Annotated in this window: 16 protein-coding genes and 1 pseudogene; 6 read left to right on the forward strand and 11 right to left on the reverse strand. The window is 62.0% G+C overall.

Annotation, left to right across the window (positions count from 1 at the left end; genetic code table 11):
* Nucleotides 1-499: 499 nt before the first annotated feature.
* On the forward strand, nucleotides 500-2149 hold the full coding sequence (locus EPO41_RS14770) for a hypothetical protein (protein WP_296326374.1): 1650 nt from the start codon (nucleotides 500-502) through the stop codon (nucleotides 2147-2149).
* Between the two features lie 332 nt (nucleotides 2150-2481).
* On the opposite strand, the gene EPO41_RS14775 is transcribed toward EPO41_RS14770, so the two are convergent.
* The 6 genes from EPO41_RS14775 to rfbA all read right to left on the reverse strand — a co-directional run bounded on the left by EPO41_RS14775 (nucleotide 2482) and on the right by rfbA (nucleotide 11176).
* Nucleotides 2482-2964: a hypothetical protein gene (locus tag EPO41_RS14775; protein WP_296326377.1), complete on the reverse strand. Its 483-nt coding sequence runs from the start codon at nucleotides 2962-2964 to the stop codon at nucleotides 2482-2484.
* A 539-nt stretch (nucleotides 2965-3503) separates the two neighbouring features.
* A complete protein-coding gene (locus tag EPO41_RS14780) occupies nucleotides 3504-4325 on the reverse strand; it encodes an ABC transporter permease (RefSeq protein WP_296326380.1) in 822 nt (273 codons plus the stop codon).
* Nucleotides 4326-4535: 210 nt separating this feature from the next.
* Nucleotides 4536-5930, reverse strand: coding sequence for a hypothetical protein (locus EPO41_RS14785; RefSeq protein ID WP_296326383.1), 1395 nt, complete (start codon nucleotides 5928-5930; stop codon nucleotides 4536-4538).
* 105 nt (nucleotides 5931-6035) lie between these two features.
* Nucleotides 6036-7124, reverse strand: a complete 1089-nt coding sequence (locus EPO41_RS14790; protein WP_296326386.1) for a glycosyltransferase family 4 protein — start codon at nucleotides 7122-7124, stop codon at nucleotides 6036-6038.
* 51 nt (nucleotides 7125-7175) lie between these two features.
* The gene (locus EPO41_RS14795) at nucleotides 7176-10178 is read right to left on the reverse strand and encodes a glycosyltransferase family 2 protein (protein ID WP_296326391.1); all 3003 of its coding nucleotides are present in this window, start codon (nucleotides 10176-10178) and stop codon (nucleotides 7176-7178) included.
* Nucleotides 10179-10288: 110 nt separating this feature from the next.
* Nucleotides 10289-11176, reverse strand: a complete 888-nt coding sequence (rfbA, locus tag EPO41_RS14800; RefSeq protein ID WP_296326393.1) for a glucose-1-phosphate thymidylyltransferase RfbA — start codon at nucleotides 11174-11176, stop codon at nucleotides 10289-10291.
* A 90-nt stretch (nucleotides 11177-11266) separates the two neighbouring features.
* Here rfbA and rfbC point away from each other — a divergent pair, with 90 nt between their 5' ends.
* The 3 genes from rfbC to EPO41_RS14815 are packed head-to-tail and all read left to right on the forward strand — an operon-like array spanning nucleotide 11267 to nucleotide 13746.
* The gene (gene rfbC, locus EPO41_RS14805; RefSeq protein ID WP_296326396.1) at nucleotides 11267-11818 is read left to right on the forward strand and encodes a dTDP-4-dehydrorhamnose 3,5-epimerase; all 552 of its coding nucleotides are present in this window, start codon (nucleotides 11267-11269) and stop codon (nucleotides 11816-11818) included.
* A gap of 3 nt (nucleotides 11819-11821) precedes the next feature.
* Complete coding sequence (rfbD, locus tag EPO41_RS14810; protein WP_296326399.1) at nucleotides 11822-12718, forward strand: dTDP-4-dehydrorhamnose reductase; 897 nt, start codon at nucleotides 11822-11824, stop codon at nucleotides 12716-12718.
* Between the two features lie 50 nt (nucleotides 12719-12768).
* Complete coding sequence (locus EPO41_RS14815) at nucleotides 12769-13746, forward strand: hypothetical protein (RefSeq protein WP_296326402.1); 978 nt, start codon at nucleotides 12769-12771, stop codon at nucleotides 13744-13746.
* A 19-nt stretch (nucleotides 13747-13765) separates the two neighbouring features.
* Here EPO41_RS14815 and EPO41_RS14820 read toward each other — a convergent pair whose 3' ends face one another.
* The 3 genes from EPO41_RS14820 to EPO41_RS14830 all read right to left on the reverse strand — a co-directional run bounded on the left by EPO41_RS14820 (nucleotide 13766) and on the right by EPO41_RS14830 (nucleotide 17244).
* A complete protein-coding gene (locus EPO41_RS14820; protein WP_296326405.1) occupies nucleotides 13766-14701 on the reverse strand; it encodes an NAD-dependent epimerase/dehydratase family protein in 936 nt (311 codons plus the stop codon).
* Nucleotides 14702-14731: 30 nt separating this feature from the next.
* Entirely contained in the window at nucleotides 14732-15952 is a 1221-nt protein-coding gene (locus EPO41_RS14825) for an NAD-dependent epimerase/dehydratase family protein (RefSeq protein ID WP_296326407.1), read from the reverse strand.
* A gap of 89 nt (nucleotides 15953-16041) precedes the next feature.
* Complete coding sequence (locus EPO41_RS14830; protein ID WP_296326409.1) at nucleotides 16042-17244, reverse strand: polysaccharide biosynthesis/export family protein; 1203 nt, start codon at nucleotides 17242-17244, stop codon at nucleotides 16042-16044.
* A gap of 296 nt (nucleotides 17245-17540) precedes the next feature.
* Here EPO41_RS14830 and EPO41_RS14835 point away from each other — a divergent pair, with 296 nt between their 5' ends.
* Entirely contained in the window at nucleotides 17541-18038 is a 498-nt protein-coding gene (locus EPO41_RS14835; RefSeq protein ID WP_296326414.1) for a hypothetical protein, read from the forward strand.
* A gap of 32 nt (nucleotides 18039-18070) precedes the next feature.
* Nucleotides 18071-19864 (forward strand): glycosyltransferase, encoded by a 1794-nt coding sequence (locus EPO41_RS14840; protein WP_296326419.1) that lies wholly within the window; start codon nucleotides 18071-18073, stop codon nucleotides 19862-19864.
* A gap of 8 nt (nucleotides 19865-19872) precedes the next feature.
* Here EPO41_RS14840 and EPO41_RS14845 read toward each other — a convergent pair whose 3' ends face one another.
* Both EPO41_RS14845 and EPO41_RS14850 read right to left on the reverse strand, forming a co-directional pair.
* Nucleotides 19873-22983, reverse strand: a complete 3111-nt coding sequence (locus tag EPO41_RS14845; RefSeq protein WP_296326421.1) for a glycosyltransferase — start codon at nucleotides 22981-22983, stop codon at nucleotides 19873-19875.
* 133 nt (nucleotides 22984-23116) lie between these two features.
* Nucleotides 23117-23309, reverse strand: a pseudogene (locus EPO41_RS14850) (hypothetical protein); the annotation flags it as partial.

A 23309-nucleotide genomic window follows, 5' to 3' on the forward strand; every position in this document is an offset into this window, starting at 1 on the left:
AGTCATGAATGAGACGTGAATGTTTGGCCGTAGACCGCGCATGGCTTGGCTAATCTCACGTTTGGTCGCTGCCCTGCAAGCCCGAGGATCGCTCCCAAGCGACGGAGGAAATACGTTGGTGTGGCTGACGAGTAAATGGGGCAACTCGACAGAAACCGAGGGGGCGGTGAAGCCGATGGGTATAGTAACTTGGTCAGATGTGATCACGGCGGAGGGGTGCCTCCAGGCGGTCTCTGCCACTGGCGAGCGTCGGGCCATTCTAGACTCGCAGGGTCACCCGATAGCCAGTTTCAGTTCGGGTTGGGCCGCTCGTGGCCTGCTTCGCATTGGTGAGGCCGGTGCGGTAGTCGACCTCGTCCATGCTGACGGCATGACGGCCGCATGGGTTCTGGATGGCACCTCAAAGGTAGTCGCCTTGACACCTTGGCAGTCTCGCAAAAGTGCCCGCCAACCAGCGTGGGTTGCGTTGCGCCCCCTGCTGTCTGCGGCCCTACAGCCGATGCTCAAGACCATGCTGCGAGCCCCCCTGGCCTTGGTCTCCGACCCCGATTTCTCGGCCCTGCAGCGCCCGAGCCTTGCGTGCCGGGTTGGACTGCTCCGAGCCGTGGCCGTTCCCACGCTCCGCGCAGTGACCTTTCCTCAAGATGAAAAGTATCCACTAGGTGTATCGTGGTCTGAACGGCTGGAAGAGGTCTTCCGGCTAAACTGGACAGACCGCATTCGGACCATGTTTCGCACCGGCAGACTGTCCATGCCTGCTCTGTCCGGCCCAGGTGAGGCTTGGCGCGCTAGCTTTGTGCGCCTCAACGTTCGGGATTGCCTAATTCATGTGCAGGATGGCCCGGGACTACCCGCCTGGGTCGCCTTGGTCAACGTCGGTAAGTGGACCGCGCGAGGTTTCACGAACTGGGTCCTCCTGCCTGATGGAGAAACCCTGGTTACACCGGAGCATCGCGACAGCTCGCTTGCAGAAGTGCAGCTGAGTGCTCTCGCAGCGCTATACGCCGCAGCGGGCGACGCAATCGGCCCCTGGTTCAGAGAGCCGGCGGGGCCCGCCCTCGCCTATCGTCCAGCGAACGGCAATCACCTTGGCCATCTCGTCTGGAACAATCTTTCAGGTGTGCATGGCCTCTTGGCGGAATGCGAGACAGGCGGGCAACCGCTGATCGTCTATGACCTGTCTATTCGACCGGGGGCAGACATCTACGGCTCATTCGGACAGCTCTTCCCCGAGTCATCCATCCAGCTCCGTCGTCCGATCGATGACGACCTTCTGGATGTAAGGGCGTTCGTGGACGCGACACGGGAACGACGGCACCTTCTCAGCTTCAGGCTCGCCGAGGTCCCCACATCGCTGCGCGAGCGGATTCAGCGCTCTGTGAACAAGGACATGGTCGCGAGTGCCGTTGTCCCACTTGTTCGTAAGTGGCTGGGCCGAAACGGAGACGGGCCACGACGCCCGGTCCTTGCGCTCGGCCTACGCCTTCAAAATCGAAGCGTGCCCGATCTGGCCGGCTTTTATGAGCAGGTTGTCAGGCATCTCTATACGAGCTGCGCGCCTGAGGGCATGTTCGTTGTGGTGGATGGTATGAACGCCATGCCGACAGGCGCGATTGTCGCGCCTGAAAGCTTGATCCAGCGCGAAATCGCCTTTGTGGAGGAACTGCGGTTGCAGCTGGCCGATTTGCCGGTGGAGGTGATTTCCTGTGTCGGGATGACCACGGCCGAGAATCTCATCTGGCTGAGCTATGCGGACATGTTCGTGGCGCCCCAAGGCGGCGGGCTTGCCAAGCTGCGCTGGGTACTGAACGTTCCGGGTTACGTGCTAACCAGCGCAATCAACCTGAGCCAGTCTGGACGCGTCTTCCTTTACAGTCACAAGGGACACACCGAGGCGCCCGCGCCTCTCCTCAGCAACAGGCCTGACGATGTGGAGGATCTTTTCCCGAACGGCCCCGATGGCACACCGCTGATATCATTCGAAGGCTCGGGCGGCCTTAGTTCGATCAACTTTCGGATTGTAAATCCGGCCCGGATTTTGGGTGAGATTGAAGAACTGTTTCGTGCCTCACTCAACAAGGCTGCAGGGAATGAAAGCGCGTTTGGTAATGAGATGGAACGTCAACGAAAGATCGTCACGACGCAATAGCACCTACCAAAGAGTGGATAATCCCCCCTCCCGAGTTGGTCAGCGTCGTCGCGAGAGCGAACTCACCCCGAATGGGCTGAACGGCGATCTCGCTGCCCGAGGCTTTCGTATGGACTATCGAGTAGCGTAAGCGATCCGCTCATGTGGAGAAGCTGAGCGGTACAAGACTCGCTGGTCTCCCCCCGACAGGACCAGCGCGCTTGCTCGTCCATGGCGACGCGTCCCACAGTTGAACAACTCGCCGGAATACTCAATCCCAGCAAGCCCCCTCCTGACCTTCTCGGCGTCAATTGGCAAGCAACCCATCGGCCGTCGCGCGTAGATCGAGAAGATCAATCAGGAATGCAAGAATATCTCGCCAAAGCTGCACTTAATTGCGGAAACAACCGCTTGGGTGGCACGTGAAATACCATCATCCCCCCGACTATGCGGGTTGGCTTACACAAGGTCGCAGCCACTCCGTATTTTTTTGTACGGTTGGTGTAATCATCAAATAGAATTTCGGCGTTCTCGTTACAGAAAATCATGCTCGCCATAAAGCAAGCGACCCGAAATCGTCCATCAACCAAAACAAGATCCGGAGATTGCCCCACCTTTTGAATATCATCCCATATATCGAGCGCGTATCTGGGCCAGAGGTGAAATTTCTCTTTGTTCACAGGGAATCCCCAAGCCCCGGTGACGCCGATATCGGGTGTTTTCATAGTCAAGTTGAGATCGGCTCGATCTGCCAAAGCCGCCCCGATTACTTTTCTCGAATATTGTACATCGCTTTCAACGGAAAATATCCGACTGACTCCCATTCTGGCAGCCAACCTTGTGCTACCTCCTGCTCCATATTCAAGAAAGCATTTTGAGTGCGCCAACCTGTCTTGCAAATATTGGATCTGAATAGCAGGCATATGTGGCTGGCTTGGAACCTCTATAGTTGACATATTCCTCTCGCTCTGAATCGCCTCGCGATCACAATGGAAAAGTTACGCGGCCGCGGGAGTGTCGTCCAGCGATTTGCCGCCTTTGTAGTTCTGCTGCTTGAAGAACATGGCCATGCTCTCTTGATAGGACGAACACGTAAACGTCAAACTCCAGTTCATGGCCCCGCGGATACAGCCGTAAAGTGCAATCGTCCCGATCTGGCGGCGGCATACATAGGCCTCTAAGGCGGGCGGCTCTCGGTACAATTGCCCCCTCAAGCAGCTACTCCGTTCTCCTGCGGAACGTGAGCTGTCCTCCTGGAAGGGGCCTCGCCAACCCGGAAAGATTTGGCGGCCAGAATCGCTGCAGTGTGATCTCGCCGTGTACGGCGCAGATCCCCTCCCGGAAGCTTGTCCGGACCATCACCTTCTGGATAGCTTTATCGCTGTCTACTCAACGTCCTGAGCGATGCACGGTCAACGACCAACCCTAGGAAAAGGCACACCACGACCCATGTGATCAGATAGTCCTCGTCCAACGAATTATGTGGATAGCGCTCCCACACGCCGAGGCGGAACCATTCAATGGCATGCGACAAGGGATTGAGGATCGCATACTGGCGTATGCTCAACGATTGGAGATCAACTATCTGCAGGACGCCGGATAGGAACAGAAGTCCACGGGTAAGGATCGAGTAGATGAATACCCAAAAAGGAATGTATCGACTGATGGCGCCATTGAGCAGGCCAATGCCCGTTGCAAGCGCGATCAACAAAAGAAGCGGCACGGCGCTTACGGGTATGTCGATGAAGCCCACCTCTTCGATGTCACCGACCCACCACATTCCCAAGAAGAGGACCACGATCATGGTGATCCAAATGACGGCGTTTACCAGGATGGTGGCAATATATTCATCCAGGCTCGACACACCCGGCAGGCTCGTTCCTGGTCCCATTCGGGCAACTCGGATGCGAGTGGAGAGGCGAATAAACAAATAGTATGGTAGAAATCCAGTCGCGAAAAAGAGGAAGGTAGATGTGCCATACTCCGGCCCTCTCATCCTGAGTAGACCACGAACAGCGTAGACTAATGATATGGCCACCAGAGGTTCGGCCAGTGCCCAGATCAGTCCCAGGCGATTCCTGCGACTCAAGCCGAGCATGACCTGACACATTGCCAGCCAGACGACGCGCCGCCAGTTGATGAGAGCCCCAAACCAGACGGTGAGGCCTAGGAACCAATTGCTGACCAGTGCCGTCATTTGAGTATCACCCCCAAGCCAGTTGGCTCCTTCCGATTTGTGAGCTCGCAGTCAAAAGGACTTCTGCATGGCGCCGGTTTTTGTCCGCTTACTAGACTTCCTCTCACACTGGTTTGCAGACCATACGATGTGGGCCGTCCTGATCGTGGGAGTAATCGTCGGCACGATTGTGATAACTCTGAGACTCGATCACAGGTGATCGGTAACCGATCAGGTGAGGTGCTCACCGATGGAACGGCTCAGGAGGAGGCTGATCGTCCATAGCAGCAGGGCGGCGCCGGCGACCGTCAGCACTGATATGGATCGCCTCGGATAGGTCGATACCTGCGGCTCGGCCGGCTTGACGAATGCCGTCACATAGAGCCGCTTTGCCGAAGCATTGGCGCGGGCTTGTTCCAGCGTCTGCATCGTCGACGTAAGCATGTTCTGCGCAAACACACGTTCCAGTTCCAGCTCCTCAAAGCGGGCGACAATCTTCGCGATCGACGAGTTCCCTGACTGCTTGGTTTTGGAGACTTGCGCTTCCACCTCCTTCAACTGATCCTCGGTTGCCCTGAGCTTTGTCTGCAGCGCCTGCAATTGCTGGGCGTTCGGGTTAAGTCCCTGCCTCTTCATCGCAGCCATTTCAGTCTGTATCATAGCCATCGAAGAACGAAGTTCCGCCGCTACCTTAGCATTGGAAGTCACTAGATTCGTCAGGGGATCAATTACTCCGGACTCGTTCCGGAATGCCGCCAAATCAGCGATGACGGTCTTCAGGCGATTTTCAGCGCGCTTGACCTCGGCCTCTGCGTATTGAACCGCCTCGCGCTGCGGGCGCTGCGCCATCTCGTTGACCAGATCTTCGCCGAGGGACAGCAGCGTCTCAGCTATAAGGAAGGCGTCCTCGGCCGTGAACGCCCGGATCTCGGCAGCGGAAGTTCCCTGTACGGTGTCATATTCCACCCGGGCCATGAGCTTCCAATACCTTGCAATGCCCTCCACCGAGGCTGACGGGTCCAAACGTGACCAGGAATCGATGAAGGGCCGCGAATAGCGCGTAACGATGTCGATCTTGTTCTGGAGATCCTGCACCGCCTGCCGGCTGGTCATGTACTCCACGAGCATGTAACTCTCAAATGGACTCGCCTTCGAGGACGTGCCGACCATCGCGGTCAACGCATCCGTAGCCGCGGACGTACTGGTCGACGTGCTGATGTCCCGAACGATGAATTTGAAGCTGGCGACGTACTGGTCGGTCGCATAGGCGAAATAGTAAACGCCGGCGATCACCGTCGGCAGCACGACGCAGAGAATGAACGAGACCAGGCCGCCCCATCGGCGCTTGTGCGAGCGTTTCGGCAACTCGGGAACCTGCACGTCCACGACCGCGTCGTCGCGGCGAACTGGCTCCACCGTCACGCCCCGGGCTTCTGTCTGGCCCGGAACCCCCGCCGGTGCGTCCTCGCGCCGGTCCACGACACCGCCTTCGGAGTAGGCTACCGCAGACCGTTCCCGCGATTCGCCGGCTGTGGCCTCACCTTTTTGCCTGGATTCTCGACTCTCACCGTCCGAATTGATCGCCTCGAGCAGCGAGAGATGCTTTCCGGGATTTGGGTTCGCCATCAAGCTTCCTGGAGGTTGAAATAAGCAATGATGCGCGCAGTTAGTCTAGGACATCCGGTGTATTCTAGCAGCCGAAATGTTCTAGGGCATTGTGCATTTTCCGCCCTAACCCCTTGCGAACTGCTGGAAAATCCTCAACTCCGATAATGCCGCCTTTGTTACTGTGAATTCGGCGCTGGTTTCAAGCGCCGCTTGCCTCATCTCGGCACGGGCGCCGGGCGTCATCGAGACGAAGGTATCAATGGCCGTAAGGACCTCCTGGTCACTGCGCGTATCGACGACAAAGGCATTGCGGCCATGAACGGCATACTCGCTGGTGCCCCCCAGTACGGGAACGATCGGGATGCATCCGCACGCCATCCCTTCCAGGCCGGTTCGCCCAAACGCCTGATAGTCCGACAAATCGAGAAACAGGTCGCTGGACCGGAGCAGGTCCGGCACCTCTGACCGCTTGAGGACACCCCAGTTCTTGACGTTGGCCGGCAGCGCGATGCCCGCGGCCTCGAGTTCCTCGTCGCTGGCGCCGAACACCTGCATGGACACATCGGCGTATTTCCCGGCGACGGCCCGCATGATCCGAACCGTCCGCTTCGGCGCACGCCTCGGGGTCGCCGGTCGCAGCATGGCGATGACCGAGAGCGGTGAACCCGCCCGGCGCAGGTTTGGATAGTGAACGTCGTGGTCGATCGACGGGACGACCTTGAGCACCTTGATGCCGTGATTCGCATACACGATGTCACACAGCCAGTTCGTCTTCGCAAACAGCATGGCATCCTTCAATGCCGCGTAGGACTGGCCGGCTTTGATCCAGCGCTCGCTGTTGGCCGGATAGAACAGCGGCTCATAGTCCTGGACGTAGTAGGCGAGTTTCGGGACCGACGCCTGCTCACCTTTCATCAGCTCGGCGCGCGCATTGGCGACGTCGAAGACCGAAGCGTTGGTGGTCGCGATGGCGAGCTTGCAGGTGGCGAGATGCTGGGCGAGACCTGCTCCGTCGGCATACGACAGGACCGGGATGTTCAGCGCTTCCAGCTCGGGATAGCTCGAGAGGAATTTACCGTAGTTCGGCGCGTTGACGGCCAACCGCACGTCGACACCCAGTCTGGCGAGGCCCATGGCCTCCTGGGCGACGGAGTTGGAGCCACCCCCACCGCCGCCGGACGGCAGCACGAACATGACACTGACGGTTTCCATCGATACGTCCCGCTCCAGAGAGCTTTACAGTCCGCCTTCGGAATCCTGCGATCAGGAAGCGGCCACGCCGCCGACCGAGGCCGGCTTGGCGGGCTTCGCGGGAGGCCGCGTCGTGACCTGCACGGCGTCGGCCTGCAACGACCGACGCAGCCTCTTCCGAAGCTCCGTCAGCGAAGTCAATTCAGCCATCTCGCGCTGGACCGCCTTCATGTCGACCTCCGGATGCTTGAGCGCCAGCTGCGCTGTGCCGCGTTTCGAAAGCTCGGCCCGGCGTGCGCTTCCAAAGCTCGCCGACTTGACGTGATAAACGTAGACGTGATCGGCGACCACCAGCGTATAGCCGGCCTTCCTCACCCGAAGGCACAAGTCGTTTTCCTCGCCATACCCCATGGGGAACGCGATTTCGTCCAGGAATCCGACCTGCTCGATCACCTCGCGCTTCATGAGTGTGCAAAAGCCATTGAGCAGGGTCGCTTCCGGGAACTGCCGGGGCGACAGGTTGTTGACGAGCCGCGAAACGTCCTCCGGCCGCACACCTTCCGGCAACGGATTGCTGCTCCAGCCCCCCTTCACGTCATGCAGTTCCGGCACGGACTGCCAGGAGGCCGCGTTCGACACCGGTCCGATCATCGCCGCCTTGGGGTGGGCCTGGACGACCTCGAACAGTCCTTCCAGCCAACCGGGCGTGACGATCGTGTCGCTGTTCAGCAACACGACCCACTCGGCGGCGGAACGACTCATGCCGATGTTCGCCGACTTCGTGTAGCCGAGATTCTTTTCGTTCTCGATCAACCGGATCCAGGGCTTGCCCCGCACATACGACCGCAGCTGCAGGCGCGTCGTATCGCCCGACTTGTCGTCGATGACCGTGACCGTATGCGGCAGCGAGGTGTTCCGGGCAATGGACTCGAGGCAATCCAACGTTTCCTCGACCGCATTGTACACACAGATCACGATATCGACGGAAAACCTGGAGTCGGGCAGCCACGTCCAGTTGACCGGTTCGCCTTCCCCGGCCCCCGAAGACGGCGACATTGCCAGGATGGGCCGCGTCGACTGCCACTGCTCGAGGCCCTTGAGGAGCGCCAGCTGCCCGGCAATGTTGGGGTCCTCCATCGCCACCTCGTGGGGGGCGGGCCCGGCTTCTTCCGCCAGCGACGCGCCGCTTCCCAGATACACATCGCCGAGGGCGACATCGACGAACCCCGCGAACTCGAAAATCAGTACGAGACTGTGGCCGGCATCGCGCAACGTCTCCCTGGCCTTCGCTTCCAGAAGCACACGATGGTCCGCCCGGATGGGCAGAGTATGGTATTCCCCGATGCGGCTGATCCGGACGTTCTTCCTGATGGTAAACAGGCGCTTGACGTCGAACTCGGGCTTGTCGGGAGCAATCCGTCGACGCTCGGCCACGATGATCTGCTGGATGACCAAAGGCTCCCGCTTGGCCATCGATGCCGAGGGCTCGGCGGAACGCGCGCAGAAACTGAGTTCCCGCGGTGACGCCGCCAGTATCTGGAGGGAGTCCAGCCCCGCCTCCAGCCGCAAGTAGGATCCCGCGATCTCCCCATGGAGGGCGAGGGCAAGAACGCTGGAATGGTCGCGTCCATCCTTCAGCCCGCGCGGCGCGATTTCGGTGAGCCGTGCGTCGACGGCAGGGCAAGGCGCCTTTCCGTTCAGGACCCACTCATCGGTGATGTCCGTCCGGCGGGTCGTCAGGGAGAGCTTCAGCCTGCCCGACCAGTGCTCGAAACGACCATTCACGACCGCATTCGAATCGATTAGTACCTGGCGTGCCTCGAATTCGCGAGCGATTTCTCCCCCGGCGACGCCAGCCGCCACGAACGCCAATTGCACGGAGCTGCTTTGTCCATCCCGGACGATCAGGGCAATGCCTTGCTGGCCCGCCTCGAGTTTTGCCGGCAACCTGACACGAGCCGGACGAAGCAGCCACTTCGGCCAAAGTATGACCGTAGCCCGCGCTCCGGGAATGATCTTGCCCGAAGCATCGGTGAGCACGACCTCGATCTCCGTGCGAGCCTCAGCCCGTCCCACGACTACGATGTCCACGAACTGCTGCGCCGCAAAGCCTTCTATGCGCTGGGCAATTGAAACGACGTGGTTTGCCGGCGATTTGCCGAAGATCACCGACAGGCAGGGCGTCGCAAACGGACGATCCCGTGCAGCGGCCTCACGCTTGATCGTCACCCCGGCCGGTGCGGATACGGTCCAATGGGCCGGCCGATTTTCGGTCCATTTTTCGAACCGGGCATTGAGCAGTGCGTTGGCGGCCGTCGCGGTGGCCGTCGGGCTGGGCGGCGGCGAAGCCGCCGCGGCGGCGGGCTCAATGTGGACGCTTGCGACCTCGGGTGCAGCCGCGGAGACGACCAGCGGCGGCTCGGCGCCCCCGGGCCCTTCGTCGAGCGATCCGCCCCCACCAGGCACCACAGGCGCTGTCCGACGGAAACCCGTCACCAACCTCGCCGCGAAGCTCCTGGCCGATGCCAGAACCCTCGTCGCGACGACCGGATCCTCGATGCGGCAGAATTCGATTTCGACCGTGCCCGCGCCGGAGAACCGCAGCGACAGGTAGCGCTGTCCCTGCGGCGGGTTGCCACTCGGCCGCAGCGGAACGGCGAATTCGTGCCAATCGCGATTCAGCGGAACCGCACCGATCAATCGGCGATCCACTTTCCGCTGCTCGTCATTGCCGTTGAACAAGGCAATCGAGTCCAGCTGCAGTTTCGCTCCCTCGCCCTGCAACCCTCTGAGGCGAACCCTGACGGCTTTCGCGCCGCCTTCGAGCGCCCCCTGCTCCAGCGCATGCCACAACCGCACTTGCTCGGGCGGCGTCGTCAGCAGCAGCCGCACGCCCCTTTCCGATTTCGGATCCAGAGGCTCGACGGCAATCTGTATCGGCTGGCCGCGGCTTACATGCGTGAGAAACCATTCCCTGCAGAACCGGAACCCGCTCCTCGGGTTCACAACGCTTGCAGATACCCAGTTCTCGAACGTCGAGTTGAAAAGATGCCCGCCGCCGGCGTCGCCCAGCATTCTTTACCCCGCAGTTCCCAGCGATGCTTCAGACATTTAGCAATAAGCATACCGAAGCAAAAGACGGCAAAGCCGTCAAACCATCGGCCCGTTACGTCACCCTTGGCCTGCTAGCCACGTCCGTCGTTTGCGAAGCTATTATACACGGACATCAGGTACTGGCCATAGCGGCTCTTGCCTGCCGACAGCGCCAGTTCCCGAAACGCCTCGAGCGAAATGTAACCCAGTCGCAAGGCAATCTCTTCCGGGCAGGACACTCGCAGGCCCTGGCGCTGCTCAAGAATCTGCACGAACTGGCTGGCTTCGGTCAGCGCCTCGTGGGTGCCGGTGTCGAGCCAGGCGAACCCGCGCCCCAGAACCTCGACGAAAAGCTCGCCCTGCTCCATGTAGGCGCGGTTGACGTCGGTGATCTCGATCTCGCCGCGCGGCGAGGGCTTCAACTTCGCGGCGATGTCGATCACACGATTGTCATAGAAATACAGGCCGGTCACCGCCGCATTCGACTTTGGGTGGGCAGGTTTTTCTTCGATCGAAATCGCCTGCCCCCGCGCATCGAGCTCGACGACCCCATAGCGCTCGGGATCGGACACCACATAGGCGAAAACCGTCGCGCCCACCTCCCTCGCCATGGCCCCGGCCAACGCCTCGGGGAGTCCGTGGCCGTAGAAGATGTTGTCGCCCAGAACGAGGGCAACCCGGTCCGAACCGACGAAGTCACGTCCGACGATGAAGGCGTCGGCCAGGCCGCGCGGCGTCTCCTGGATGGCATACTCGAGACGCAGCCCCCACTGGCTCCCATCGCCCAGGAGCCTCTTGAAGAGTGGCATGTCGAGCGGTGTCGAGATGATCAGGATTTCCCGGATTCCCGCGAACATCAACGTCGAGAGCGGATAATACAGCATCGGTTTGTCGAAGACGGGCAACAGCTGCTTCGAGACCACCGCCGTCACGGGATACAGGCGGCTGCCCGTGCCGCCCGCAAGAATAATGCCTTTCATCCTGTGCCCCGCGCTGCTGCTTCGCCACCTTGCCATTAGACCAGAATCGTTCCTATAAAAAGGAGGTTACGTAGTAGGAGCAGTTGCGGCATGCAGACAATCGAGGCGTCATTGCCAGGGGTGATTGTCTTCGAGCCTCGCCGGTTCGGCGATGCCCGCGGCTTCTTCGTAGAAACGTTTCAGGCCGAACGTTACGCGGCAGCCGGCGTCCCCGGCCCGTTCGTGCAAGACAATCTGTCGAGGTCGAGTCGGGACGTACTGCGCGGCCTGCATCTGCAAAACCCCCATTCCCAAGGCAAACTCGTAAGCGTCCTGCGCGGTGCGGTGCTCGATGTCGCCGTCGACGTTCGGGTCGGCAGCCCAACCTTCGGCAAGCATTTCGCGACGGAGCTCAGCGAGGAGAACGGCCGGCAAATGTTCGTTCCGCGAGGCTTTGCGCACGGATTCGTCGTCCTCTCGGAAACGGCCGATTTTTTCTACAAGTGCGACGGTCCCTACAGCCCGAAGAATGAAATCACCGTGCGCTGGTGCGATCCGGCGCTCGGCATCGATTGGCGCGTCGCCACTCCCCAGGTTTCAGCCAAGGACGCGGCGGCTCCCCTGCTCTCGGAGATCCCGAACCTTCCCCGGTACGAGGGCTGACGGTTGCGTATTCTTGTCACCGGCGTGACGGGACAGGTCGGGTCGGCTCTGGCAACGAAGCTGGCGGCCTTCGGGACCGTCGTGCCTGCCGCCCGCACCGTGCTCGATCTGACGCAACCGCAGGACATCGGACCGCGTCTGGACGAGATTTCGCCGGACGTCATCGTGAATCCTGCCGCCTACACGGCCGTCGATCGGGCCGAAGACGAACGCGATCTCGCATTCGTCGTCAACGCCGAAGCGCCGCGAGCCCTCGCCCAGTGGGCGGCAAGGCGGCGTGTACCGCTGCTGCACTTCTCGACCGACTACGTCTACAGCGGCCATGGAAGCGTTGCCTGGAAAGAATGCGACGAGACCGGCCCGCTTTCGGTCTACGGCGCCAGCAAGCTGGCCGGTGAGGCCGCCATCCGCGAAGCGGCGGGCCAGCATCTCATCGTCCGGACATCGTGGGTATATGCGCCAACGGGCAGCAACTTCCTGCGCACCATCATGCGACTGGCCGGGGAACGCGAGGAGCTGCGCATCGTCGCCGACCAGATCGGCGCCCCCACGTCGGCGGCCATCATTGCCGATGCGCTGGCCGCCTTCTTCGCCTCGGCCGGAGGACTTCCTTCGGCCATCGAACGTACGGGGGGCCTCGTCCACGTGGCGGCCGCCGGCAGCACCAGCTGGCACGGCTTCGCGACCGCCATCGTCGAAGGCCTGCGGGCACGAGGCGTTCCATTGAAGGTGGAGCGCCTCCTTCCCATCGGCACGGCCGATTACCCAACCAAGGCACAGCGTCCGATCAATTCGCGCCTCGATTTGTCAAAGCTGGAGCAGGTTCTGGGGCGTTCGACACCGGACTGGTCGGCCGGCCTCGCCACCGTGCTGGACGACCTCGTCGCTTCAGGCATCTAGGCCTGTTCTGGTTGCTCGCGGCGACCAACGCATAAACGACGGTATGCTTCGTGCCTAAAGTCTGCTTCGTGCCGATCTGGTATCCGCTGGAACAGTACGCCACCTCCCGCCTGCGGGCGAAGAGCGTCGTCGAATTGCTGCGGCATGACCCGCGCTGGGAGGTCGAACTGGACTACGGCGAAGACGCGGACATCGCGGTCATCGTCCAGCTGTGCAGCGACCGGAACCTGGAGGAGATCAACAGGAATCGAGACCAGGTGGTGGTCTATGACATCTGCGATCGCTTCTTCGCGACGGACAGCATCTTCAGGACCGACGAAGGTGTTCTGCATTCGCAAAGCCGCTGCCTCGAGATCATCGATCGCGCCGATGTGCTGATCGCCCCCACGCGACAGTTGAAGGCCGAACTCAACGCCCGCTTCCCCGCCAAGCCGTGCGTGTACCTGCCCGAACTCGTCGACTACGGCGCCGTACCGTCTCCCGCCAGCCCGGCGGACTCCCGCCGTCTCGTCTGGTTCGGCCATACGACGCGCGGCAACTTCGAGAGTGTGCGCTGGATGATCGATCACCTCGTATCGGCGCACGGCTATCAGCCGGTGCTCGTCACCACCCCGAACACGCTTCGGCGCCGCTATCCGGCCTATGCCGATTTCTGTACCGCCTGGTCCATCGATGCCGTCAGGTCGGAACTCGCCGCCGCAGCGCTTTGCGTCGTGTCGCATTCTCCAGCGGAGCCCTTCAAGAGTCCCAATCGCTTTGCGACGGCGATGACGCAAGGCGTTCCCACCCTGGCCAGCGGATCACCGGCCTGTGACGAGATCCTCGCGGCGGCCGGCTATCCTCAGTTTTCCGTCGGCACGACGCTCGACGTCGACCGCGTCCTGGAATTCCTGGCCGATCCCGCGCGACGCAGCCTCTATGTGGCGGACGTGCAGAGGGAGATCTGGCAGCGACACGCTCCCGAGGTCGTCCGGCGGGCCTATGTCGAACTCTTCGAAAGGATACTGCCCGACAGCGACAACTACTGATCGCCTGCCGATCACGCGGTCATCGCTCCCGGTCGAGGAACCAGCGCCACGTTGCCTGGAGGCCTGCATCCAGCCCGGTCCTGGGCGAATAGCGGAAAGCCTCCCCCGCCTTGGAGATATCGGTGTAGGTTCGCCTCACCTCACCAACCCTCCATGGCGCATGGCGCACTTCGAGAGGCCAGTCCGGACCGACGACGTGGCCCACCTTCTCCAGCAGTTCGGTGAGCGACGTCGGGCTCCCTGAGCCGAGATGGAAGATGCCGGAGGCTGCGGCGTCCATCGCCTGGATGATCCCGTCGCACAGGTCGTCGACGAAGACGAAGTCGCGGGCCTGGCTTCCATCGCCATAAATGGTGATCGGCTCGTGAGCGAGGATCTGCCGGAACAGGTGGGCGATGACGCTGCCCTTGCGGCCCGAGTAGGGTCCATAGACGTTCGCGAACCGCAGCACGGCCGAGTGCAGGCCGTATGAACCGGCAAAGGCGTGCGCATAGGCTTCCATCGCGAGCTTCGACGCTCCGTAGGGCGACGATGGCTTGGGCAGCATGCCTTCATGGATCGGGTTGCTGCCATCGCCGAACATGGCGCCGCCTGTCGAGGCGAGCACGACATGACGGATGCCCGCATCCCGGGCGGCCAGCAACACGTTCAACGTGCCCCGCGCATTGACCTCGAAACTGAGCTCCGGATCCTGGATCGATTCCACCACGCGCGTCTGGCCTGCGAGATGGACGATCGAGGTGCAACCGCTGACGACACGCCTGACTGCGGCGAGATCGCGGACATCGCCCTCCTCATCGATGAACGTCCCCTCGCCGGCGCCCCCATGCACCGTCATCGAGCCGTTGTCGAATACGACGAGTTCCGTCTCCGGGCTCCTGTTCCTGATCCGGCGCATCAAGTTGGTCCCGATGAAGCCGCGCCCACCGGTAATCAGGATTTTCTGCTTGGCCACGCGCTGAACCGCTGCGGTAAATCCGGGCTGCTATTCTGCAGCGATCTTGTCGAAATGCTCCCGGGCGATGCGCGCGCGCTCCGGCGTCCAGTACGATGCGCACGGGATCTTCGAGAAATCGGCTCGATCGCGATAGAGGCGGGCAATGGCCGTGATCTCCTCGAGCAGGCCGTGCTCCAGGGTCGTCGCGGACACTCCGAGTGCCTGGAAGTTGGGATTTGAGACCGTGAGTTCGTTCTCCTCGGCCTCATTGCGCGGGTTGGGGATGTTCTCCACGTCAGCGCCGGTGAGCTTCTGCACGAGCGCAGCGAGGTCGCGAATGCGATGTGTCTCGGTCATCTGATTGATGATGCGGACGCGATCGCCGGCCTCGGGAGGCGATTCAATGGCCCGTCGGACGCAATTCACCGTGTCACGGATATGAATGAACGCCCTCGTCTGCCCGCCCGTCCCGTGAACGGTCAAGGGGTACCCGACGGCAGCCTGCATCAGGAAACGGTTGAGCACCGTCCCGTAGTCGCCATCGTAGTCGAACCTGTTTATGAGACTCTCGTCCAGCACCGTCTCGGGTGTCTGCGTTCCCCACACGATGCCTTGATGCAGGTCGGTGATCTTCAGCTTGTCGTTCTTGGCATAGAACTGGAAGAAGAGAGCGTCCTGCGTCTTGGTCATGTGATAGATGCTGCCGGGATCCGGCGGGTACAGGATCTCACGATCGACGTAGGTTCCATTGGGCAGCGGAACCTTGATGTTGAAATATCCTTCCGGAACCACCCCTCCCAGGGCGCCGTATCCGTAGACGCCCATGGTGCCGAGATGCACGCACTGGATGTTGCGATCCACCTCGACGATGGCGGCCAGGATGTTGTTGGTCGCGTTGAGATTGTTGTTGACCGTGTAGCGCTTGCAGGCCGCCGACTTCATCGAGTATGGGGCCGCGCGCTGTTCGGCAAAATGAACGCAGGCCAGCGGGCGGAACTCGCTCAATACGTCACGGATCGCGTCGAAATCGGTTGAGGCGTCCAGCTGCCGGAAATCGATCGTCCGGCCTGTCAGGGCCTTCCAGGTTGCCAGCCGCTCGTCCAGCGAGCGAATCGGTGTCAGTGAGCTTGCGGAAAGCTCGGCCTCGATACGGCGACGGGAGAAATTGTCGACGATTACAACGTCATATCCGGCGCGGCTCAAATGCAGGCTGGTAGGCCAACCGCAGAAGCCGTCACCGCCAAAGACAACGACCGTGCCCTCAGCCATTGTGCAGTTCCAACATAGGGACTCCTTACCCGGCTTCGGCGAGCTTAACAAGTTCCCCCCGACCGTGACGTCGGGGGCGGCAGCGAGCCTCAGTAGTTCGTGCTCCTCGTCAGATCGTAGTACGTCCCGGAAACCGCACGAATGACCTGCATCAGCTTCAGGAACTGCGCGGCCTCCGCCGTTGCCAGCACGACGATGTCCTTGTTGCGCAATTGCACCTGCTGGGCAAAGAAATAGCCATCCGCCTGGGTGAGATCGATCCTGTAGATGAACGGGATGGTGCCCGCAGCTTCAAGGCCGTCCACGCGAGACGACACATACCGCGTATCGACAGCTTGATGATCGACAGTAAGCACTTTCCGCGCCAGAGGAGCGGGCTCGTAACGGAAGAGGTATATGGCCGCGAGATTCGTGATCGTCTCGACCCCGCCACCTGCACGCGCCAGGGCTTCCGCCAAGGTGATCGATTCGACGTCGAAGGGATACTGGTTGACCTTCTGCGTCGCTCCCATGACGAGGAAGGTCTTGGGATTGAAAACCAGCGAAATATTGTCGTTGGGCTGGGCCAGGATATTGTCTTCGGGAACCGACATCACCTGGGTCAGCGGCACCGAGAAAACCTCCCGCCCGCGCATGAGCCGGAGATCCATCTGGATGGCGGACGATTTGGGCCCACCGGCCCAGGCCACTGCATCGAGCAGCTTCTCGCCGCGCAAGGTCAGTGGCATGAGGCCCGACCTGTTGACTTCGCCGCCGACGGAAATGGTGTTGGCCGCGTTGCTCACCAGCGACACCACGACTTGCGGACGTACCGTCTGACTGGCCAGGCCTTCCTGGATGAGAGCGGCAGCCTGCGAAGGTGTGCGCCCCGCCACGCTCACTCGCCCGACATAGGGTACCGTCACTTTTCCGTCGGACTCGATCAACTGGAGCGGAAGCGTGGACGCCTGCGGGGCCGCCATACCCGGCGTGCCCGTCAGCATCGGAGGGACTGTCCCTTGGAACAAGGTGGAACCGGCCGTCTCGTAAACGGTCACGCCGATGAGATCTCCCGGCTTCAGTGCCACATTGGGTGTGTACTTGCTCGCTCGGAAGGCGGCCGGGAAGCTCTCCGGTCGGTAACTCGCCAGAGTGCGACTCACCAGGGACGTGACTTTCACGACGTACACGTCCCAGTTTTCGTCCTTGGTCCGGATCAGCTGAGTGGCGGTCGGCGCAACCCCCGGGAGGGCATCGCAGGCCGCGAGGCTCAGGAGGAAGGAACATAACAGTATCCGCAAAAACAGCGTCATTTCCTGCCGGAATCCGTGAAAGGAAGTGGTCCCGTGCCTCGGGTCGGCAACAGGCTGGGATCAAACGTATCATAAATTTCCAGACGCAAGGCAGCATGCGGCCGTGACCGTTGTGTATTAAATCGTTGAACGGTGTGCGGGAGCGCCCCAAAATATTCATGTCTATCCCGTTAAATTTGGCATCCCTCAGATCGGGCCCACCGCGCATGGCTCACATTGGTCACGTAGATGGGCTGTCCCGAGGTCAAGTCCGGGGGTGGGCGATCGACCCGGAGGCCCCCGGCGATCGCGCAGTCGTGCATTTCGAAACGGCCCGCGGCGGAAAATTGCGCAGGGTGCTTGCCGATCGTTATCGCGCCGACGTGCACAAACAGGGAATCGGAGATGGGTACTGCGGCTTCGCAGTTCCCGCGAAACACTTCGATCCGTCCGCGCGTGTCCGCTTTTTTTGCGGTCACCCGCTGCGCGAACTGGGGCGCTTTTCATTTCGTGCGGCTGCTCCAAAAGCCGCCACCTTCAAGACGGGATCCCTGGTCCTCCGGATCGACCGACGCCCTGCCGCCGCGGGCCTGACCGGATGGGCCCTGAACCGCCAGGACCTCGAGCACCGGCGGCGCCTGCTCCTGTGCGCGAACGGCCACATCGTTGCCACTCAAACGGCCACTCTGTTTCGCGAGGATAGCCTGTCGGAGGGGGGCGACGGACTGCACGGTTTCAGTCTGCCTCCTGTCGACGCTTCGTCGGGCCTCGCCATTGTCGATGCCTCAACCGGGACGGCGATCGACCTCGACTGATGGACAGACTTCGCATTGCACTGATCGATGCCGTGTCGACGGATGGTTGGCAGGGACCCACCCATGCCTTTCAGCAAGCGGCACGCAGCCTCTCCGGCATGGGGCACGACGTGATGGTGATCGACGCCTCACGGGTCGGTTCAGGCGCCCTCCCCCCGCTTCTCACCGCGCAGAACCGCGCGACTGCGACGCGGCACATGCTTGCAAGCCACCGGCTTGCAATGCAATTGGCCGAAAATCCTCCCGACCTCGTCATCGCGCCCTTGCGGGGCGGGATCGCCCAGGCACCCCTCATGGCAAGGGCATGCGGCGAGGCCTTCGCGAAAACACGCTTTGCGCTGTGGTCGAACGTGCCGTCACGCGACCGGCTCATCGCCGGAGATGCGGAGGTCGGCGATCTCTCCCCCGTGATCGGCGACGCCATGGAGCGCCAGTGCCTATCCCTGGCGGATGCCCTCATCGTCGACGACGCGTCCGGCCCGCCGGTCACCCTGGGAGAAAGCCTGAACCAGCTTCCGCACGTTTCCTGCCGTCGCGTTGCCCGCCCGCCGCTTCCCGGCCCTGCGGCGGACGTTCAGGAGATCGTCCTCGTCGGAACGTTCCAGCGCTCGAGCGGCGTGCCGGAATTCATCGAAGCCATCGAGCAGCTGGACAGAAGCGGCGTGCTGGGCGGGCGCCTGGTCACGTTCCTCGGACCGATCGGCGATTCGCGGTACGGCCTGAGCAAGGAATGGCTGGGCCAGAGAGCGGCCCGGTGGACGTTCCGCTTTCGGGTCGTGCCGGAATCGAATCGGGAAGCCGCCCTCGTCTATGCAGGGCAGGCGGGACGTCTGGCCGTCGGCATTTCATCCGATGGCGACGAGATAGAAGCCATCCGGGCGCGTTGCCCGCGTCATTTGACGCATCCGGCGCGGCCGATGTCCGACGGCGATCTCGTCTCCGGTCTTGCGGCGGCAATCTCTTCCGCCTTGCACGATGCGGGACAAGATCCGCTCCCGGAAACCGAAGTCGATTGGAAGGACCTGCTGGAGAATATTCTCGCTCAACCCATCCGTGCGAAGAAGACAACGTCCGTGAAGATCTCGGTCTGCGTCCTCCACTATGACCGCCTGCCGTTGCTGGAGCGCGCGCTCTCCAGCATCCCGGAAACCATCGACGGCCAGGATGTCGAAATCATCGTCGTCGACAATGCGACCCCCATGAGCGGCATGAAGGACCGGATCGAAGCGGTTGCCGGCCAGCGACGCCGTCTGAAGGTTCTGGACCTGAAGGAACGACTTCCCCAGGCGGCCGCCTGTAATCTGGGGCTCGCCGCGGCCGAGGGAGACGTCGTGGCCTTTCTCGACGACGACAACTTCTACGTTCGCGATGGGTTGGCCCGCCTGGCGGCGGCCGCGAGCGCACACGATGTCGTGGTCACCAATCTCGAGATCTTCGACGGCCACGAAGGGGCGCCGAGTTCCGGCCGCCTCATCTTCCTCGGCGAGGCTCATTCCGCGGGCCTCTTCTACAATTTCTTCGGCGATACGGCGATGGCGGTGCGCAAGGCAGCCTTCGCGCCCCTGGGATGTTTCCACGAGATGAGCTGCGAGTATCCGTGCCTCGACTGGGTCAGCCTAGCCAAGGCCTACGGCCGCGGATTGAGGATCGGCGTTCTCCAATGGCCGGCCGTCAGATATCGTCGCGATACGGCACGGGCCGACATCCAGGCGGCCAAGCTGGACCAGGCTGGCGCGCGGGCCCTCGTCTTCAACGCCTATCGCGGCCGGTTCGACGCCGAGATGGTTGCTCGCTACGCTCAGAATCTCGAGCTGGGCGATCTCTGAGGCTCAAGTCATTTCGCGTAGGTGAGATCGTTTCCCTTCAGGACAAGGCGACCCCGCTTCAGGAGGACGCCGGTATCGGCAACGACGACGTCGATACGATGCGTTTGCCCCTCTTTCAGAGCACGCGGCAGCGCGATCTGGAAGCCATAGGCGCCTGTGCCGATATTATGTGACCGCAGATCGTTGCGTACGGCGTTGGCGACCGTGCGCGCCAGGAACCTTCCGTCCACGAAAGCCGCCACTTCGACCGAATGCTCGGGATGGTCTGGTTGCCATATCCAGCCGCGAATCCTCGAATCCACGAGGTCGCAATAGCCTTCATGGCCGGTTTCCTCCAACGCCGTCACATTTGCCGGGACGGAGAACTCCCCCAGCACGATATCCGTGCCCTTGATGGAAATCCTGAGGTCCCTGGTACGCCAGTCGCCCTTGAAGCCAAAGGGACCACGCCAGACCTCCAGTGCGAAACCGCAGCCTCGCGACTCTCGGCTGGGGAACGCGATCGCCGGCGCCGTGAGGTTTGCCAGCACCGTCAGGGAGCGACGATGGTCGATGACGGCCTCGATCTCCACCACACGCCTTGGATGGTCGAGGTCTCTTGCCCAGCCATGCACGATACCGTTGTGGATTCCGAATACGCGGCCGATGTACCGCGCCCCATTGTCGGCCTGCCAATGGAAGCCCATCCCCAGGGCAGCAGCCGCCTCGCTCTCTGCGGCCAGCCGTCTGTACTTCGCGTTCGGCGGCAAGGCGCCGGCTCTACGGCGACGCAGGTGCACCCGCTTCGATTCGGGCAACCAGCCGAGCCGGCGCAACGGCGTGGCGATGGCGTCCAGCAGGGTCTCCACGCGACCCTTCACATGCAGCGGCGCCCGCCGAATGGCGACGGACCCTCCCAATCGACCGCGGCGACCCAGCGCTCTCTGCAGGCCCTTGGCCATCAGCAGGGTTTCGCGCAATGCCAAGGGGGCCGCCGCAAGTTGCGGCCGGGCCGAGCGAAACTCGGACGTGGCGCGGCTGTACTTCTTCTTGTGCAGGCGCTCGTCATCCCAGCCGTCCACGCTGCAGAGTTCCCGCAGGACGGTTTGACAGTCGAATCCCGCAAGCTGCGCCTTCGCAACGAACTCATGATCGTGGGCGAGAACGCCGTAGTCAGCGGTGAAGCCGCCGAGGGTGTCGAAGGCTGTGCGCCGGACGAAGAGCGGCATCGGCGTGATATCGGTGTGAAAGAATCCCTGGGCTGTGTCACCGAGCAGTTCGGCGCTGAGGAAGTTGCGGCCCGTCGACTGTGCGGGGAACATCACGCGAAACAGGCACGTCATTACGTCGCAGCGACTGACTTCAGCCACTCTTGCGAAGGTTGAAAGGGCATCCGCTCGGAAAAGCGTACCCGACCAGATGAACAGCAGGCGATCGCCGCGGCTTGCGGCGGCCAGGAGATTGAACGCCGCACCGGCACCGAGATCGAAGGCCGAGAGAACATTCACCCGCAAGCCCGCGTCGTCGACGGCGGAGGTCACGCGCTGCACGGCGGAAGCATCATCGGTGTCGATCGCGACGAGTATCTCGATGGGATGATCCTTGGGCAGCGATGACAGCGTCGTCATCAGGCGGGCGTCGTCGTCGATGTGATAGATGCAGACGGAAATGCTGGCGGCGGGGCCACTCGGTCTGGCCGGCCGCCGCGGCAGCAAGTGCTGCAGCAGGCCTCGGCCGAGATCGTCGTGGAACCGCGTCCATTGCTCCAGGTTCACGGCATTGTCGAAACTGGGCGCGGCGACATACCCGCCCTGCTGCATCACCTCGACGAGCTTTTGAGCAAGGAAGACCGGATGGGCCGGGCAGAGCACGTGGGGCCGATCGGATGGCAGGATCAGCTCCGGTGTGCCGCCGGAGTCGGAGGCGACGAAGGGGATCCCGCAGATCGCCGCTTCGTAGACGGCAAGCGACGAATTCTCGATGATCGAAGGCATCACCGCGAGGCGGTCGCCGGCCAGAAGATACTCCAGCGCCTCGACCTGCTGGAAATCGGTGTGGATCTCGATCTTCGTGGGCCAGGTCGCGGTTTCGGCCCGGATGAACTCGAGGACGCTTTCGCCGTTGCGTTCCGTCAGGGAGGAACCGGCCTTTCCCAGGAACGATATGACCTTTGGAAGCGGCCGGTTCTCCCGCAACATGCGGTTGATGGCCTGGATGAAGATCAACAGACCCTTGCGCGCCTCCAGCCTTCCGAAGAAGACGATCTCGTCGATCGGATGGCGCGTGCCATACTCCAATCCGCGACGGCTCTGCAGCGGGGCGAGGTGATCGAATGTCGCCACGTTCGGCTGGACGAAGGTGGTGTTGGGGGCGATGGCGTAGCCCTGACTGAGCATCCAGCGCAGAAGATGCAGGCTGCCGCCGATGACCATGTCGGCCAGTTCGACGCTGCGCCGCTCGCCGTGGACCCTCGCCAGATCGTCGAGGCGCTCGAGCGGCTGCAGGCCGTACAGCCTGTTCCACATCCAGGGCGAGGATGCCTTGACGATGAAGAGGGTGTTGTCGAGCGCGAGACCCTGGCGCTTCGCCAGGAGGCTGAGATAGCCGCTTCCCCGCCATTCCGAGACATGGACCACGTCGGCAGGGTAGGCGATGAGATAGCGCATCAGGTTGTAGGATGCATGTATCCATCGATCGTTGCCGGCGGAGTACCTGTCGGCATGGGCGTAGTTCGGTACCGGAACGAACCTGATCCCCTTGTTGTCATAATGCTCGACCCAGTGATCCAGGGTCTCGTTTTCGACTTCATGGCCTTTCAGATAGAGGATCATCACCTCGTGACCCTGCTTGGCCAGAAACTCTGCCAGGGCCGCGTAGGTCGTGCCGATGCCTCCGTTGCGTACAGGCCCGACAATGTCCTCCGTGGCGATGCAGATCCGCAGCCTTCGGGAAACGCCTTCGAAGCGCGGAAGCGAATCGAGCCCCGGGAAGGTCATCGACCATGCCACCGACGTCCGCGGGACGAGCGTCTCCAGGTGCCCGACGGGCACCGGCTGGCACAGCACTTCCTCGATGGCGACACTGCCTACGTCACGGCTGCCAAGCTGGTAGCCGGCTTCTTTATCGGCGTCGTGGTTCACCACACCTCCGCGGGCGGACAAGTCGAATCAAGGAGTTGGGTCAATACAGGTCATCTGACCTGTACGCCGGCCGTCACGTCAAGGGACCCCGGCGCACGGCGCCGTGACCAACCCGGGGCCGGTCAGGGCCCGGTCAGGGGCCGGGCGGGGCGGACGGTACTCCGGGGCCGTTTCCCGGAGACTGGTTGCCGCCCCGGCCGATGCTCTCGTAGGCAAAGCCGAGGGATCGCATTTCGTCGGGATCGAAGATGTTGCGCAGGTCGACGATGCGGGGCTGCCGCATCGCCTCCTTCAGCCGGCGCGGGTCGAGGCCGCGGAACTCGTGC

This window comes from Reyranella sp. (assembly GCF_004297265.1).
Classification (GTDB): domain Bacteria; phylum Pseudomonadota; class Alphaproteobacteria; order Reyranellales; family Reyranellaceae; genus Reyranella.

Bases quoted from the DNA above. Each gene is read 5' to 3' on its own strand.
- EPO41_RS14770 (WP_296326374.1), top strand. From the start codon at position 500: ATGCTCAAGACCATGCTGCGAGCCCCCCTGGCCTTGGTCTCCGACCCC.
- EPO41_RS14780 (WP_296326380.1), bottom strand. From the start codon at position 4,325: ATGACGGCACTGGTCAGCAATTGGTTCCTAGGCCTCACCGTCTGGTTT.
- EPO41_RS14785 (WP_296326383.1), bottom strand. From the start codon at position 5,930: ATGGCGAACCCAAATCCCGGAAAGCATCTCTCGCTGCTCGAGGCGATC.
- EPO41_RS14790 (WP_296326386.1), bottom strand. From the start codon at position 7,124: ATGGAAACCGTCAGTGTCATGTTCGTGCTGCCGTCCGGCGGCGGTGGG.
- EPO41_RS14795 (WP_296326391.1), bottom strand. From the start codon at position 10,178: ATGCTGGGCGACGCCGGCGGCGGGCATCTTTTCAACTCGACGTTCGAG.
- rfbA (WP_296326393.1), bottom strand. From the start codon at position 11,176: ATGAAAGGCATTATTCTTGCGGGCGGCACGGGCAGCCGCCTGTATCCC.
- rfbC (WP_296326396.1), top strand. From the start codon at position 11,267: ATGCAGACAATCGAGGCGTCATTGCCAGGGGTGATTGTCTTCGAGCCT.
- EPO41_RS14825 (WP_296326407.1), bottom strand. From the start codon at position 15,952: ATGGCTGAGGGCACGGTCGTTGTCTTTGGCGGTGACGGCTTCTGCGGT.
- EPO41_RS14830 (WP_296326409.1), bottom strand. From the start codon at position 17,244: ATGACGCTGTTTTTGCGGATACTGTTATGTTCCTTCCTCCTGAGCCTC.